Raw genomic sequence first — 15,244 nt, 5'->3', positions numbered from 1 at the left:
ATAGGGCTTATTTACCGTCTTCAGCGACGTGTAATTCTTCGTAGTTATGTCTGCGAACCAGTTCTAGGCAGGCTTCACTTTCATCTTTGCTGTAATTCCAAGCACACAAAACATGACCTGCAATTTGCAGGCTGCTTTCTAGGAGTTCTGGCACTACTTTTGTTGCACCGGCAGCTAGCAAGGCTGCGCTGTGTTCGTCGTTACGAGCGCGAACAATAACGGGCAGGTCTGGCCATTCGCTACGAATAGACTCGAGTGATTTAAGCACGGCTTTAGGGTTATCCATTGTCAGGATGGCGGCTCTAGCATGGCCAATCCCGGCGCGCTTTAATAATTCTTTATTGCTTGCGTCACCGTGGTAGACCGGCTCGTCAAAATATTTATGGTGGGCCGCTACGTTCTCTGGGTCCGTATCCAGTGCCACAAAGGGAATGCTTTGAGTGTTAAGAATGTTGGCAACGGCGTGGCCAACACGGCCAAAGCCGGCAATGATGACATGATCGTGCTCATCTTCTTTATGGCATTCAGTTGGGTCATTAGGGCTTGCGTGCTCAATGTGCCGGCCGAGTTTAGTCGCGATAAACGCCAATACTGGAGTCAGAGCCATGCTTAGGCCTGCGACAACAATCATAAACTGGCCGGTTTCAGGGTCGATAATATTGTAGTTTTGTGAGGCTTGGCCAATCACTAAAAAGGCAAATTCACCCGCTTCCGATAGCAGTAGGCCGGTGCGCAAGGCGGGGCCTGTTTTACAGCGAAAGAGCAAGGCGGCGACAAACCCCATCAGGGCTTTTATTGCTATTAGACCAACTACGGATAAAAAGACCCAGAAGCTTTTGTCTATCGCAAGTAGGAAGTCGATATTCATGCCGACGCCGGTAAAGAACAGCCCTAAGAACAGGCCTTTAAACGGTTCGATGTCTGTCTCGATTTGGTGCTTAAATTCTGTTTCGGCAAGCAATAAGCCTGCGAGAAAGGCTCCTAGTGCCATGGATAGGCCGCTGACACCAGTAAGAGTGGCAGTAAATAAAACAGCCAATAAGGTAGCAGCCATAAACACTTCAACGGCATGTGTTTTGGCCGCTAAGCGAAGTAGGTAGCGAAGCAAGTAGCGACCAATGACGATGATGCCGGCAATAGCGACTACCGCTTTTAGGAGAGCGCTTAAAACAATGTTGGTGACACTGCGATCACTGTCAGTGCCAAAAATAGTCACCAATATTAATAGTGGAACAACCATTAAATCTTGAAAGAGCAGAACAGAAAAAACGGTTCGGCCATGAGGGCTCGAAATTTCTCCACTTTCAGTAAGTAGCTGCATAACCACCGCGGTGGAGCTTAGCGCAAGACAGCTGCCCAGAATAATAGAGGCCTCAATGCTGTTATCCCAATACCAGGCAAAAAAGGCTATCACGGTTGCGCAGAGTAAGAAGTGGGTCGTACCTAAGCCAAAGATTTGTTTAGAGAATGCGGCTAAACGCTCGAAGCTTAACTCTAAACCTATGGTAAATAGCAGGAAGATGACACCGAGCTCAGCGACGTGTTGCACGGCTTCGACATCGTCAACTAAAGCGATAGCGTGAGGCCCAGTAACAGCACCAACGGCTAAAAAGCCAATAATCGGGCTTATTTTAAAGCGTTTACACAAAGGTACAACAATGACCACGGTTAATAAAAACGCGAGGGTTTCAAATAGGTAGGGCACGGCGACACTGTGGCCTTCGCTCATAACTATGTTTCCTTACTGTTGCTGGAGGACAGTTTAAATATTTAAGCTTATCGCTTTTATATTAGTTTTTGTTTGTTAACTTGTGTCTATTGGTTGATTGTATTACTGCTTGAGCTTGGCCGTCATCCAGCTGAATACTTATGTTTGTATCTGTTTTAAGCTGTTTGATGCTGCGGACTATCTTGTTGTCCTTGTCTCGAACAATGCTATAACCTCGACTTAGGGTTGCAAGTGGGCTGACAAGATCAAGCTCTGCGGCGAGTTTGGCTATACTTTGTTGCTTGTGCTGTAAGGCGCGTTCAGCGGCTAGGTTTAAGCGTTTGTTGAGTTGTATGAGCTTTTGTTTTTTGTAGGGCAGGCCGTGGCCAGGATTGTGACTAATAAGCAGGCGCTGGTTTTGTATTAGTTGCTGCTTTAATTTTTCTAGGCTTGAGCTTATTGCTTGCGTCAGTGAGTTTTCAGCTCTATCGCAGCGTTGCTGCCACTGCTCTATTTTCTCGCCAGGGTGTTTGAGTTGCTTACTTAGTTGCTGTAGCTGATCTTGTTGGCGAGCACAAAAGCGCAACCAGGCACTGCGCAAGCGTATGCTTAAGTGTTGTAAGCGTATTCGGTCTTGTGAGCTGTCGCGGCTAATGAGCTCGGCTGCTGCAGAAGGAGTGGGGGCGCGAACGTCAGCGACAAAATCACAAATACTAAAATCAATTTCATGCCCAACTGCGCTAACAATAGGCGTTTGGCATGCAAAGATAGCGCGCGCGAGTTGTTCGTCATTAAATGCCCATAGATCCTCTAGTGAGCCACCGCCACGGCCAATTAAAATGGTATCAATATTGTCCAGTTGTTCAGCAATTCGAAGCGCATAAAGCAAGTCACTAGGTGCCTGTGCGCCCTGAACTGAAGCGGGGATGAGGATGACTTCAAGGCCTGGGTCACGCCGTTTTAATACCGTTAATATATCCTGCAGTGCAGCTCCTGTAGCCGAGCTGATTACGGCAATGCGCTGACTGTGTTCGGGCAGCGGCTTTTTCCACTCGGGCGCGAATAGCCCTTCGTCGTGTAGACGTTGCTTTAACTGCTCAAATTGCTGTTGTAATAAGCCCTCACCTGCAAGCCGGAGGCTGTCGGCAATGAGTTGGTAGTCGCCGCGAGGTTCATAAAGGCTGATTTTTCCGCGAATAATCACTTGATCACCAGCTTTTGGCTGGTGGCGCACAAGGCCGTTGCGACCTCTAAACATAGCACAGCGTATTTGTGCTTGTTGGTCTTTTAGGGTGAAGTACCAATGCCCGGAACTTGGGCGGCTAAAGTTGCTTATTTCACCACAGACCCAGATTTGCCCAAGTTCACCTTCTAGCAGTTGTTTAGCTCGGTGATTGAGTTCTGCGACACTAATGGCTGCTTGTGCTTTGCTGCTGTACTGCATAGTTTGTTCTGTGTAATCAACGGGCTTGTTTTATAATTGGCGCAGACAGTAGCGTGAATGTTTTTCAAGAGCAATCTTAAGCCCTTATTTATTCAGCTAGAACTCTGATGTGGGGCCGTCTTGCGGCATTTACCAATACGCTTAAATTTTGTTATAATTTCCCGTTAAACTCCACTTATATATTGGTACGCGCATCTATGTTGAGAATCGCTCAAGAAGCACTCACCTTTGACGACGTTCTACTGGTACCCGGTTATTCCGAAGTTACCGCAAAAGACGTTAGCCTTAAGACCCAATTGACCCGCAAAATCAGTCTGAATATTCCTTTGCTGTCGGCGGCAATGGATACCGTGACGGAATCTCGTCTAGCTATCTCTCTAGCTCAGGAAGGTGGTATCGGTATTATTCATAAAAGTATGAGCATCGAACAGCAGGCCGAGCAAGTTCGCATGGTCAAGAAGTTTGAGGCTGGAGTAGTTCGTGACCCAATCACCATAGATCAGAGCGCTAGCATTCATGAGCTTCTCGCTTTGACTCGCAAGCACAATATCAGTGGTGTACCTGTACTTAATGGCAGCGATTTAGTAGGTATTGTTACCGGTCGTGATTTACGCTTTGAAACCAACCTGAGCGCTAGTGTTGCTAGCATCATGACTGCTAAAGACAAATTGGTGACAGTGAAAGAGGGCGCTTCTGCAGATGAAGTTCGCGCTATTTTACATAAGCACCGCATTGAAAAAGTCTTAGTGGTGAATGATGACTTTGATTTGACCGGTCTGATTACTGTTAAAGATATTGATAAAGCAGAGCGTTACCCCAATGCATGTAAAGACCCAGAAGGTCGTTTGCGTGTTGGTGCCTCCGTAGGTACAAGCCCGGATACAGATGACCGTGTAGCGGCTTTAATTGCAGCAGGTGTAGACGTCTTGGTTGTGGATACAGCCCATGGTCATAGTAAAAACGTGATTGACCGCGTGCGTTTAATTAAAGAAGCCTATCCAGATATTCAGGTCATTGGCGGCAATATTGCAACCGGTGCTGCAGCACTTGCTTTAGTTGAAGCTGGTGCCGATGGTGTCAAAGTGGGCATAGGCCCAGGCTCTATCTGTACCACTCGTATCGTAACGGGTGTTGGTGTACCACAGATTTCTGCAATTGCGAACGTGGTTGAAGCCTTAAAAGGTACCGATGTTCCTGTTATTGCTGATGGTGGCATTCGCTTCTCGGGGGATTTGAGTAAAGCGGTTGTTGCAGGAGCCAGTGCAGTAATGATGGGGTCTATGTTTGCCGGTACTGAAGAAGCACCGGGCGAGGTCGAACTTTATCAAGGCCGTACTTATAAAGCGTATCGAGGTATGGGCTCGTTAGGTGCTATGGCGCAGACACAAGGTAGCTCAGATCGCTATTTTCAAGATGCGAGTCAGGGTGCTGAAAAGTTAGTTCCTGAAGGTATTGAGGGGCGTATTCCTTATAAAGGACCACTATCTGCCATTGTTCACCAATTAATGGGGGGCTTGCGTTCCTCAATGGGCTACACCGGTTGCGTTAGCGTTGAGCAAATGCGTACCGTGCCAGAGTTTGTGCGAGTGACCTCAGCAGGTATGAGTGAAAGTCACGTACACGATGTAAGCATTACTAAAGAAGCGCCCAACTACCCAGTTAGCGGTCGCTAATTCATTTGTTAGAACTCTAAAAGCCCTTTTACTCAGTTGTGTAGAAGGGCTTTTTTATTGGAAAAAAGCCATGAGCCAAGATATTCACAGCCAGAAAGTCCTGATTCTTGATTTCGGATCTCAGTACACCCAGTTAATTGCACGCCGAGTACGTGAAGTAGGTGTCTACAGTGAGGTTCGCGCCTTTGATATGAGCGATGAAGACATTCGCGCTTTTAATCCTAAAGGTATTATTCTCGCAGGTAGCCCTGAATCAACAACCGATGAGGGCAGCCCACGTGCGCCGGAGTTGGTTTTTGACTTGGGGGTGCCGGTACTGGGTATTTGCTACGGCATGCAAACAATGACCATGCAAAAAGGCGGCTTGGTTGAAGGCTCGGATGTGCATGAGTTTGGTCATGCGCAAATTAAAATTGAGTGTGAGACGCCTTTATTTAAAGACATTCGCGATCATGTTGGCAGTGATGGTGAGTCCCTGTTAGATGTATGGATGAGCCACGGCGATAAAGTCACGCAATTACCGGAAGGTTTTGAATTGATGGCCAGCACGCAGAGCTGCCCTATTGCCGGTATTCGTCATAAAGAAAAGCCATGGTACGGCCTGCAGTTTCACCCAGAGGTGACTCATACCTTGCAAGGCACTCGTATTTTTGAGCACTTTGTGTTGGATATTTGTGCCTGTGACGCTTTATGGACGCCTGCTAATATTATTGAAGATGCTATTGCTCGTGTGCGTGCAACGGTTGGCAGCGATAAAGTATTGCTTGGCTTGAGTGGTGGGGTAGATAGCTCAGTGGTTGCTGCAATGCTGCATAAAGCTATTGGTGATCAGCTAACCTGCGTGTTTGTTGATAACGGTTTATTGCGCCTTAATGAAGGCGATCAAGTTATGGATATGTTTGCTAAGAACATGGGCGTAAAAGTCATTCGTTCTGATGCAGAAGAATTATTCCTTGGTCGCTTAAAAGGTGAGGTTGACCCTGAGAAGAAACGCAAAATTATTGGTAATACTTTTATTGAAGTATTTGATAAAGAGGCTGCTGAGTTACAAGACGTTAAATGGTTGGCCCAAGGTACGATTTATCCAGATGTGATTGAATCTGCTGCTGCTAAGACCGGTAAGGCTCACGTCATTAAATCTCACCATAATGTCGGTGGTTTACCTGATGATATGGCTTTTGAGTTAGTTGAGCCTTTGCGTGAATTGTTTAAAGATGAAGTACGTAAAATAGGTTTGGAGTTGGGTTTACCTTACGACATGGTTTACCGCCATCCGTTTCCTGGGCCTGGTTTGGGGGTGCGTATCCTTGGTGAAGTGAAAAAAGAATACGCGGACATTTTACGTGAAGCCGATGCTATTTTCTTGGAAGAGCTACATGAAGCGGGTTGGTACCACAAAACAAGCCAAGCGTTTGCCGTATTTTTGCCCGTTAAATCTGTTGGTGTGGTTGGTGATGCTCGTCGTTATGAATGGGTTATTGCTATCCGCGCTGTAGAAACAGTTGATTTCATGACTGCGCGATGGGCTCATTTACCTTATGAGTTATTAGAGAAGGTAAGTAGCCGTATCATCAATGAAATCAGTGGCGTGTCACGAGTATCTTACGATATCTCGTCTAAACCACCGGCAACCATTGAATGGGAATAAGGGCCTTTAATTAAGCTTGATTCTTTAGTTTAAAAGCACTGCATTGGCAGTGCTTTTTTTTTGCTTCTCTTGTTATTGTTAGCGTTATTATTACTTTGAAATGCAACGATACCTCAAGTGATAAGAACCTAGCTTGTGAGTCACTATGAAAAAATTAAACATTGTTTTATTGGATAGAGCTACGTTTAGCCGTAGCGTTGCTATTCCTGAGCCTTCTTTCCCTCATAACTTTACAAGTTACGATTACTGCACAATCCAAGAGCGGGTTTCACGTTTAAAAGGCGTGCAGGCTGTCCTAACAAATAAAGTGCCTATTGATGAGGCGCTGCTGAGCCAATGCCCAGAGTTAGAATATGTGGGGGTAGCGGCAACTGGCTATAACATTATCGATTTAGATGCTTGCCGAGCACACGGTGTTGCCGTTACAAATGTTAAAGCCTATAGCACTGATGGTGTGGCCGAGCATGTTTTTATGTTTATCTTAGCTCTGCGCAAGCAGCTCAAGGCCTACCAGCAAAGTTTAGTGGCGGGTACTTGGTCCAAGGCTAAGCAGTTTACTTATTTTCATGAACCGATAGAAAACCTAAAAGGTACACGTCTTGGGCTTATTGGCACAGGCGCTATTGCTCAAGCAGTGGCAAAGTTGGCAAGTGCTTTTGGAATGGATGTGTTGTGGCATAGCCCTTCTGGTCGTCAAGAGCTTAATGGACACTTGTGTTTACCTTTAGTGGAGCTATTACAGCAATCAGATATTGTTTCTTTGCACTGTCCTTTAACGGCTAAGACTGAAAACTTAATTGATCATGCGGCCTTGGCTTTGATGAAGCCTTCGGCGCTACTGATTAATACTGCACGAGGCCCAGTTGTTGATAGCCTTGCTTTGGCTGATGCGCTGCGTAACGGAACAATAGCAGGAGCGGGCATCGATGTATTACCGATAGAACCACCGGCGGAAGAGGAGCCCTTATTGGCGTGTTTGGATTTACCTAATCTGTTGATGACAGCGCATACGGCTTGGGCGAGTAAACAAAGCCAAGAAGCCTTGCTTGCGCAGTTGATGCAGAATCTTGAGTTGTATGTTGCAGGTGAGGCGCTTGATAACTTGGCCGTTTAATTACATAAATTAACGAATAAAGAATGCTAACTTAAAGCCTTGTTGAGGCTTAAGTTAGCATTGTGGGCAGGCTGTTTATTGCTTTGGTTGTCATGCTGTTTTAGAGCGAAAACTTACTAATTTGCTCGTTGAGCTCATTACTTTCTTGGCTTAGGTGCTCGGCAGAACCACTAACTAATTTGGCATTGTCGGCTACTTGTTCTGAGAGGGAATAAATAGCACTTACAATTTTGCTGACATCGGCAACCACTGCACTTTGCTCTTCTGCTGCTGTTGCGATTTGATGATTCATGTCGTTGATAGTGCTTACTGAAACCTGAATGGACTCTAGAGAATTTTTTACATGAGAGCTGGTTTCAATGGTTTCCTGCACAGAATCGATAGAGGTATTCATTGAAAGGTGGGCTTCATCAGCCGCTTTTTGTAACTGGCTAATAATGGCCTCAATTTCTTCAGTTGAGGTTTGTGTTTTTTGAGCTAGAGAGCGAACCTCATCGGCAACCACAGCAAAGCCTCGACCTTGTTCACCTGCGCGAGCGGCTTCAATAGCAGCATTTAGAGCTAGCAAGTTGGTTTGTTCGGCGATAGAGCGAATGACTTCCATAACAGAGCCAATATTTTCGCTGCTATCTTTAAGTACTTGAATTTTGGAGGCGGTTGCTTCGATTTGGCCTGTTAGTTTTTGAATTGTCTCTTGAGAGCTGTTCATTACTTTAGAGCTTTGCTCTGTTGCTGTGCTGGCTTCACGTGTTTTTTCTGCGGTTGAACTTGCAGAGCGTGCCACTTCTTCAGCTGTTGAAGACATTTCATTTAGGGCTGTTGCGACTTGTTCCGTTTCATGTAGTTGCTGGTCGGTATTATTGACTGTACTGGCACTTGCGGCACTGATTTCGGCAACATTTTCACCCACTTTACCGGTCACATGAATCACGCGGCCTATGATGCTGCCAATCTGTTGCATCACATCGTTAAAGTTAGAGGAGAGCTCACCTATTTCATCTTGGCTTTTGATCTCTAGCCTGTGGCTTAAATCTCCGCCACCTTGAGCTATTTGATATAAGGAGTTGGAGACTTGTTTTACAGGGCTAACAACAAGCTTGCGTGTCAATACGTAAGCTGCGGCGAGTATGCAAGCAGTTAATAAGCCAACCGTTAATACACTGAGTTGTATCTGGGTACTGAGTACATTTTCAAGCTGCTGCTTACTAAACGTGATGTCGTAATACCCAATCAACTTTTTATTTCTGATGATCTCAGTCCCGGTTGCGCTTACCTTATCCGAATAGTCTTTTTCATCTTGGCTGACGCTTGCGAGCTCTTTTCCTCGATGATCAGTGATGTCAATATTGATGATTAGGTCCGTATTTACTAAAGACTGGGCAATAGCTTCTACTTGCTGTGAGTCATAAGCAAAGACAGGCTCTAATAAAGAGGAGTTAATCAGCTCAATTTGTGCTTGAGTGTCTCTCTCGAACTTCACTTGTTCTTTGCTACTTATCAGCTGGTAGTTGATAAGTAGAACAATGGAGGACACCAAAGCGATTGTCGCAGTGAGTGCCGCAATGTATTTGGTAGAGAGTGATCTAGTAACCATATTTCTTCTTTTATTTGCAGATAAATAGGGTAAGCATCCGCTGCTCATATGTTGTTGCAAAAATGAGCCAGCTCTTGAGTGAGTTTAGACCGGGAAAACGAGCTTCGCACATAAAGTCAAGTTTAGTTGAATATTTACAGGCTTCCAGAATATGACCGAGGATTCTTATTTCATTTAGGTATAGGGCATGTGATCAATGCAGCTCGCTTGAGTTCATCTATAGTTTTAGCTGTAGATAAAATAGCTTAGGGATGTGCAATGAAAGCTTGGTTTCTTAATCTTTCACTTGGTAAAAAACAAGTCTTTACCCTCTTATTGACCGGCTTACTACCGATGTTGGTGGTTGGTGTTATTTCCTTGCAGTCTGCAAAGTCTGAAGTAGAGCAGCAGGCTCTTAATCAGTTAGCTGCCGTCAGGGATATTAAGTCTCAGGCTGTGCAGCGTTACTTTAAGACTGTTGAACAGCAGATATTAACGATGGCATCGGAGCGTACAACGGTTGAGGCCATGCGTGCTTTTACAGAGGCTTTTGATGAGGTCGTAAACGATGAGCCAGCTTTAGGTACTGCCCAGCTTGAAAAGCTCAACGATTATTATAAAAAACAGTTTGGAGAAAAATACAGTGAAGATAATGAGGGGCGTAAAGCGAATGTAACTAGCTTAATTGAGTCTCTTGATGAGCAAGCTTTGTTGATGCAATCTCTTTATATTAGTGATAACAACTATGAACTTGGTAGCAAGCATAAGTTGGATTTTGCCAATGGCGAGTCTTCTTATCACAGTATTCATAAGCTCTATCATCCAAGCATTCGTAATTTTTTAGAGGCCTTTGGCTATTACGATATCTTTATGGTCGATATAGAAAGTGGCGATATTGTTTATTCTGTTTTTAAAGAGCTTGATTATGCTACCTCGCTGCTTGATGGGCCTTATCGAGATACAAATTTTGCCGATGCGTTTAACAATGCAGCTAGGTTGGATAAAGGTGAATTTTCCCTTGTCGACTTTGCATCTTATACGCCTTCTTATGAAGCACCAGCGAGTTTTATCGCTACGCCTATTTTTGATAATAGTGAACGTATAGGGGTATTAGTATTCCAGATGCCGCTAGAGCCTGTAGATGCAATTATGGATCAGCGTTCAGGCATGGGGGAAAGTGGTGAAAGTTACCTTGTTGGCCCCGATTTTTTAATGCGCTCAGATTCACACATTTCTCCTGAAACCCACTCTGTTGCAGCGTCATTTAGAAAACCAGAGCTGGGCAGTGTGGATACCTTTGCAGCTCATTCTGCTCTTGATGGAAATATAGGTGCACAAATTATTACCGATTATAACGGTAATACCGTTCTGTCTGCTTATGCACCACTGGATTTACCGGGGTTTCGTTGGGCGGCTTTATCTGAGGTTGATGTCAGTGAAGCGTATGCAGGAGTGACCGCGCTAAGAAATACTGTGTTATTCATTGTGATTTTAACCTCCGTTGTTATCGTGTTCTTTGCGTTTGTTATTAGTAAAGTAATTTCTGGGCCGGTTTTAAATTTAGCTTCTGTTATTCAAAAAGTGCAAAAAGAGGGTGATTTTAGCTTGTCGGTTAATAACCCCTGGAAGGATGAGGTTGGGCAGACTAGCCGAGCCTTTAATACTTTATTGGAGAACTTGAGCTCTGCAATTAACTCAACCAACTTTGTTTTGTCAGAAATAGGAAAAGGTAATTTTGAAGAGCAGGTAGCGGGTCATTACCCAGGGCAACTTGGTTTGTTGAGCGCAGGGGTCAATAGCGCTAATACCGAAATTGCCCAGGCTAATATTGAGCAGAAAAAACAGGCTGGGTTGGCTGCAGATAAAGCAACTGAAGCGGAACAAGCTGCCGATCAGGCTGAAGAGCGTGCTAAAGAGACACTGGTTATTAAACAAGCTCTGGATGTTAGTGCGACCGCTGTGATGATTGCTGATGAAGAGTTTAATGTTATTTATTGCAATGATGCGCTTGATTCAATGATGTTCGACCTTGAGTCTACGATTCAAAAGGAGTTGCCTCATTTTAATGCCTCAAAAATCTTGGGTAATAGTATTGATCAGTTTCATAAGCAGCCAGAACATCAGCGTCGTATATTAAGTGGCTTAACCGAGACGTATAAAACAGAAGTTAAATTAAGTGGTTTAACCTTTGCTTTAGCCGCTACGCCAATTAAAGACCTAGCGGGTAGCTTCTTAGGGGCCGTGGTTGAGTGGCAGGATTTAACTGCAGCTTTACGTAAAGAGGAAATTGAAAAAGAGCTGGCGGAAGAAAATGCGCGTATACGCCAAGCCTTAGATTCCTCTTCAACTAGCACGATGATTGCTGATGATCACTTTAATATTATTTATACCAACGCATCTTTAACCAATATGATGAAGGTTGCTGAGGATGATCTAAAAGAGCACCTAGGTAAGTTTGATAGTGCTGCGCTTGTTGGGGCGAATATGGATGTGTTCCATAAAGATCCAGCTCATCAGCGGGCGATTCTAGAGCAGTTGAAGACGACTTATAGCAACCAAGTTCAGGCGGGAAAAAGGCATTTTTCTTTGACGGCTAACCCTATTGTTTCAGATGGTGAGCGCATAGGCACGGTGGTAGAGTGGGTAGATAGGACCGAAGAAGTGGCTGTTGAGAAAGAGGTTGATGAACTGATAGATGCGGCAGCAAAAGGAGATTTCTCTAGTAGTTTGGTCACGGAAAACAAGAGTGGATTTTATCTTCGGGTTAGTGAGGGGTTAAATCGCTTGTTAAGCACAACTAACGTTGCGCTTGAAGATATTATGGCTGTGTTATCGAGCTTGGCCCAAGGTGATTTGTCTAAAAAAATTGAACGAGATTATGAGGGGGAATTTGCACAGCTAAAAAGTGATGCTAATTCTACTGTGGATCGTTTGAGAGATATTATTGCTGATATCGGTGAGGGCACTTCAAATATTGCACGTTCCTCTTCAGAGATATCCAGTGGTACCAATGATTTAAGCCAGAGAACCGAAGAGCAAGCGTCTTCACTTGAGGAAACGTCTTCAACGATGGAGGAGATCACTCGAATCGTTCAGAATAGTGCTGAAAGCGCCCAAGGGGCTAATAATGCCGCTCAGAATTCCGTTGAAATAGCGCGGGAAGGTAATGAGCGTGTGCAGCATACGATTAAGGCGATGAAAGGCATTACCGAAGCCAGTGAGAAGATTGCCAATATCATTGGTGTTATTGATGAAATTGCCTTTCAAACTAATTTGCTGGCTCTTAACGCCGCCGTTGAAGCTGCGCGAGCCGGAGAGCAGGGGCGTGGTTTTGCCGTTGTCGCAACAGAGGTGCGTCAGCTTGCTCAGCGCTCGGCTTCTGCAGCCAAAGAAATTAAAGAGCTTATCAATGACTCTGTCGACAAAGTAGAGCAGGGCTCGGGCTTAGTTCATTCAAGTGGTGCTTCATTAAGTCGAATTGTTGGTGAAATTGAATCGGTGGGTTCAATGATGCAATCGATTTTAGACAGTGCTAATGAGCAGGTGACGGGTATACAGCAAGTCGGTTCTGCGATTGCTCAAATGGACCAGATTACCCAGCAAAATGCGGCTTTGGTTGAGCAGGCTAGTTCTGCTAGTGAGAATATGGCAGATGAAGCTGGGCGTTTAGATAAGCTGGTTAGTTTCTTTCGTTCAAAGTAGTATTTAAGAGGCTTGTAGAGATAAAAGGCCATGCGCTTGTTAAGTACATGGCCTTTTTGTTGTCTTAATATAAGCGGTAAAGTGGCTCAACACCGTCGAGACCAGAAATCGGCTCAACTAAGTTTTTCAAAAGTCCATCTCGCAAATCATAGATGCAACCATGAATGGTGAGTTCTTGGCCAGCTGCCCACGCTTCTTGTACGTAGATAGAATGGCTTACATTGGTAACTTGTTGTTGCACATTAAGTTCACAAAGGCGGTTTATGCGATCTTCTTCGCTTTCAATGCTTGCTAACTCATCTTGCTTTTGCGCGTAGAGCCTACGAATGTTTGCAATCCAGTGATCAGCAGGGCCGTGTCGACAGCCTTCAGTTGCTGCTTTAACGCCGCCACAGTTGTAGTGGCCGGTGACGATAATGTGTTTAACTTTTAACGCCGCAATTGCGTAATAAATAACACTTTGGCAGTTTAGGTCTGTTTGTAATACGCAGTTAGCGATATTGCGATGTACAAACACTTCTCCAGGCACAAGCCCCATTAACTGGTTGGCAGGAACACGACTGTCAGCACAGCCAATCCAAAGGTACTCTGGATTCTGTTGTTCAGCTAAGCGACTAAAAAACTCAGGGTCTTCAGCTTTAATCTTTTCTGCCCATTCTTGGTTGTTCTTAAATAATTTATCGATTTCTTGCATAAGAGCTCCCGAGATAAACGCTAATATATATGGCGAAATAAGCCTGAAAGACAAGAGTCTAAATTAAATAACCTTATTAAATACAAGGCTTTACTTGACTTTCACGGTGAGGGCGAGAGTATAGCGAAGCACGCCTGACGCGTAAAATAACTTCTGAACTAACTTCTAACCAGCCTCTGTACTAGGAGTAACTATGGCAACTTTATATTGGCATGACTATGAAAGCTGGGGGGCAAATCCGGCAATCGATAGGCCTAGCCAATTTGCCGGTGTACGCACAGATAAAGAACTCAATATTATTGGTGAGCCTTTGGTGCTTTTTTGTAAGCCACCGGAAGATATATTACCACACCCAGAGGCCTGTCTAGTTACTGGTATTAGCCCGCAAAAGGCTCAAGAGCATGGGCTTAATGAGGCAGAATTTATTTCTGCTATTCATCGAGAGTTAGCTTTGCCCGGCACGGTTGGTGTGGGCTACAACAGCTTACGCTTTGATGATGAAATGACGCGCTACACCTTGTTTCGTAACTTTTATGACCCCTATGAGCGTGAGTGGCGTAATGGCAATAGCCGTTGGGATATTATTGATATGATGCGTCTGGTCTATGCCTTGCGGCCCGAGGGTTTTGAATGGCCTAAAGTTGATGGAAAACCGAGCTTTAAACTGGAGCTACTAACAGCCGCCAACGGCATTACACACAGCGCAGCTCATGATGCCTTTTCTGATGTTGAAGCAACCATTGCCTTGGCTCGCTTAGTGAAAGACAAGCAGCCGAATTTGTATGATTATTTGTTCGAGCATCGTACTAAGCGTGCGGTTAGTAACATGATTGATATTCGTGCGCGTAAGCCGCTCTTGCATATTAGTTCTATGTTCTCGACAGAGCGAGGTTGTGCAGGATTGATTGTACCGCTAGCTGCTCACCCTAAAAACAATAACGCCGTTATATGTTATGACTTAAGCGTCGACCCAACGTCTTTAGACGTGCTTGATGCAGAAGCTATACGTGAACGTATCTTTAGTAAACAAGAGGATTTACCTGAAGGTGTTCAGCGCTTGCCGATTAAATTGGTGCATTTAAATAAGTGCCCAGTATTGCTGCCTACTCGCATGTTGAACGAGTCTCACGCCGAGCGCTTGGGTATTGATAGGCATACCTGCGAAGCACATTGGCAGCGTATATTGCCGATGGAGCTTGAGTATAAATTACGCCAAGTGTTTGCAGATTCAGATTTCGAGGGGCGAGAAGACCCTGAGCAGCAGTTATATGAGGGTTTTATAAGTGATGTGGATAAAACCCTGTCTCGTTTGTTGAGAGACAAGGGAGCAGATGCCTTTGATGGCCGCTCTTGGCACTTTGAAGATACGCGCTTGAATGGCTTCGTAAACCGCTATCAGGCAAGGAACCACCCTGAAACCTTAAGCCCTGAGCAGCGTTTAGCTTGGTTGAAATTTGTGAAGCATAGACTGCAAGAGGGGGAGCCTGGCTTACTGAGTTTAAGTGCTTTGGAATTACGTGTTTCTGAATTAATGCTTGAGCGAGAGGGGGACCCGCGTGCGCAACACATACTTTCTGAACTTAGTGCTTGGGCGGATCTTAAAAGACAAAGCTATTTTTCTTAGTCGAGTGTTTTCTTGTTCAGCCCTAGTAAAGACCTATCGGGTCAAATGATGCTTTTAGTTGACT

The 15,244-nt window shown here is 44.9% G+C and carries 9 protein-coding genes; 5 read left to right on the top strand and 4 right to left on the bottom strand.

Going from position 1 to position 15,244, the window contains the following annotated elements; all coding sequences use genetic code 11:
- Positions 1-7: 7 nt before the first annotated feature.
- Positions 8-1,729, bottom strand: a complete 1,722-nt coding sequence (locus AB1S55_RS15890; RefSeq protein ID WP_370979162.1) for a monovalent cation:proton antiporter-2 (CPA2) family protein — start codon at positions 1,727-1,729, stop codon at positions 8-10.
- Between the two features lie 61 nt (positions 1,730-1,790).
- Positions 1,791-3,152 carry an exodeoxyribonuclease VII large subunit gene (gene xseA, locus AB1S55_RS15885; RefSeq protein ID WP_370979161.1) on the bottom strand — a complete coding sequence of 454 codons (1,362 nt, stop codon included), beginning with the start codon at positions 3,150-3,152 and terminating at the stop codon, positions 1,791-1,793.
- Positions 3,153-3,349: 197 nt separating this feature from the next.
- Between xseA and guaB the strand changes: the two genes are divergently transcribed.
- From guaB to AB1S55_RS15870, 3 genes are all read left to right on the top strand, one after another.
- Positions 3,350-4,825 carry an IMP dehydrogenase gene (gene guaB, locus AB1S55_RS15880; RefSeq protein ID WP_370979160.1) on the top strand — a complete coding sequence of 492 codons (1,476 nt, stop codon included), beginning with the start codon at positions 3,350-3,352 and terminating at the stop codon, positions 4,823-4,825.
- Between the two features lie 70 nt (positions 4,826-4,895).
- Positions 4,896-6,473, top strand: a complete 1,578-nt coding sequence (gene guaA / locus AB1S55_RS15875; protein WP_370979159.1) for a glutamine-hydrolyzing GMP synthase — start codon at positions 4,896-4,898, stop codon at positions 6,471-6,473.
- Positions 6,474-6,618: 145 nt separating this feature from the next.
- Positions 6,619-7,587 carry a D-2-hydroxyacid dehydrogenase gene (locus tag AB1S55_RS15870; RefSeq protein WP_370979158.1) on the top strand — a complete coding sequence of 323 codons (969 nt, stop codon included), beginning with the start codon at positions 6,619-6,621 and terminating at the stop codon, positions 7,585-7,587.
- A 100-nt stretch (positions 7,588-7,687) separates the two neighbouring features.
- On the opposite strand, the gene AB1S55_RS15865 is transcribed toward AB1S55_RS15870, so the two are convergent.
- Entirely contained in the window at positions 7,688-9,181 is a 1,494-nt protein-coding gene (locus tag AB1S55_RS15865) for a methyl-accepting chemotaxis protein (RefSeq protein ID WP_370979157.1), read from the bottom strand.
- 258 nt (positions 9,182-9,439) lie between these two features.
- Between AB1S55_RS15865 and AB1S55_RS15860 the strand changes: the two genes are divergently transcribed.
- On the top strand, positions 9,440-12,862 hold the full coding sequence (locus AB1S55_RS15860; RefSeq protein WP_370979156.1) for a methyl-accepting chemotaxis protein: 3,423 nt from the start codon (positions 9,440-9,442) through the stop codon (positions 12,860-12,862).
- A 64-nt stretch (positions 12,863-12,926) separates the two neighbouring features.
- On the opposite strand, the gene AB1S55_RS15855 is transcribed toward AB1S55_RS15860, so the two are convergent.
- The gene (locus AB1S55_RS15855) at positions 12,927-13,556 is read right to left on the bottom strand and encodes a carbonic anhydrase (RefSeq protein ID WP_370979154.1); all 630 of its coding nucleotides are present in this window, start codon (positions 13,554-13,556) and stop codon (positions 12,927-12,929) included.
- Positions 13,557-13,749: 193 nt separating this feature from the next.
- Between AB1S55_RS15855 and sbcB the strand changes: the two genes are divergently transcribed.
- Positions 13,750-15,180 carry an exodeoxyribonuclease I gene (gene sbcB, locus AB1S55_RS15850; RefSeq protein WP_370979153.1) on the top strand — a complete coding sequence of 477 codons (1,431 nt, stop codon included), beginning with the start codon at positions 13,750-13,752 and terminating at the stop codon, positions 15,178-15,180.
- The last annotated feature ends 64 nt before the right edge of the window (positions 15,181-15,244 follow it).

The sequence above is a fragment of the Agaribacterium sp. ZY112 genome, from assembly GCF_041346925.1.
In the GTDB taxonomy this organism is placed as follows: domain Bacteria; phylum Pseudomonadota; class Gammaproteobacteria; order Pseudomonadales; family Cellvibrionaceae; genus Agaribacterium.
Note: the sequence above shows the minus strand (reverse complement) of the source record. Positions and strands in the feature narration are given on the sequence as shown.

Coding starts and splice junctions, on each gene's coding strand:
- AB1S55_RS15860 (WP_370979156.1), top strand. CDS start 9,440: ATGAAAGCTTGGTTTCTTAATCTTTCACTTGGTAAAAAACAAGTCTTT.
- AB1S55_RS15890 (WP_370979162.1), bottom strand. CDS start 1,729: ATGAGCGAAGGCCACAGTGTCGCCGTGCCCTACCTATTTGAAACCCTC.
- AB1S55_RS15865 (WP_370979157.1), bottom strand. CDS start 9,181: ATGGTTACTAGATCACTCTCTACCAAATACATTGCGGCACTCACTGCG.
- AB1S55_RS15855 (WP_370979154.1), bottom strand. CDS start 13,556: ATGCAAGAAATCGATAAATTATTTAAGAACAACCAAGAATGGGCAGAA.
- guaA (WP_370979159.1), top strand. CDS start 4,896: ATGAGCCAAGATATTCACAGCCAGAAAGTCCTGATTCTTGATTTCGGA.
- guaB (WP_370979160.1), top strand. CDS start 3,350: ATGTTGAGAATCGCTCAAGAAGCACTCACCTTTGACGACGTTCTACTG.
- xseA (WP_370979161.1), bottom strand. CDS start 3,152: ATGCAGTACAGCAGCAAAGCACAAGCAGCCATTAGTGTCGCAGAACTC.
- sbcB (WP_370979153.1), top strand. CDS start 13,750: ATGGCAACTTTATATTGGCATGACTATGAAAGCTGGGGGGCAAATCCG.
- AB1S55_RS15870 (WP_370979158.1), top strand. CDS start 6,619: ATGAAAAAATTAAACATTGTTTTATTGGATAGAGCTACGTTTAGCCGT.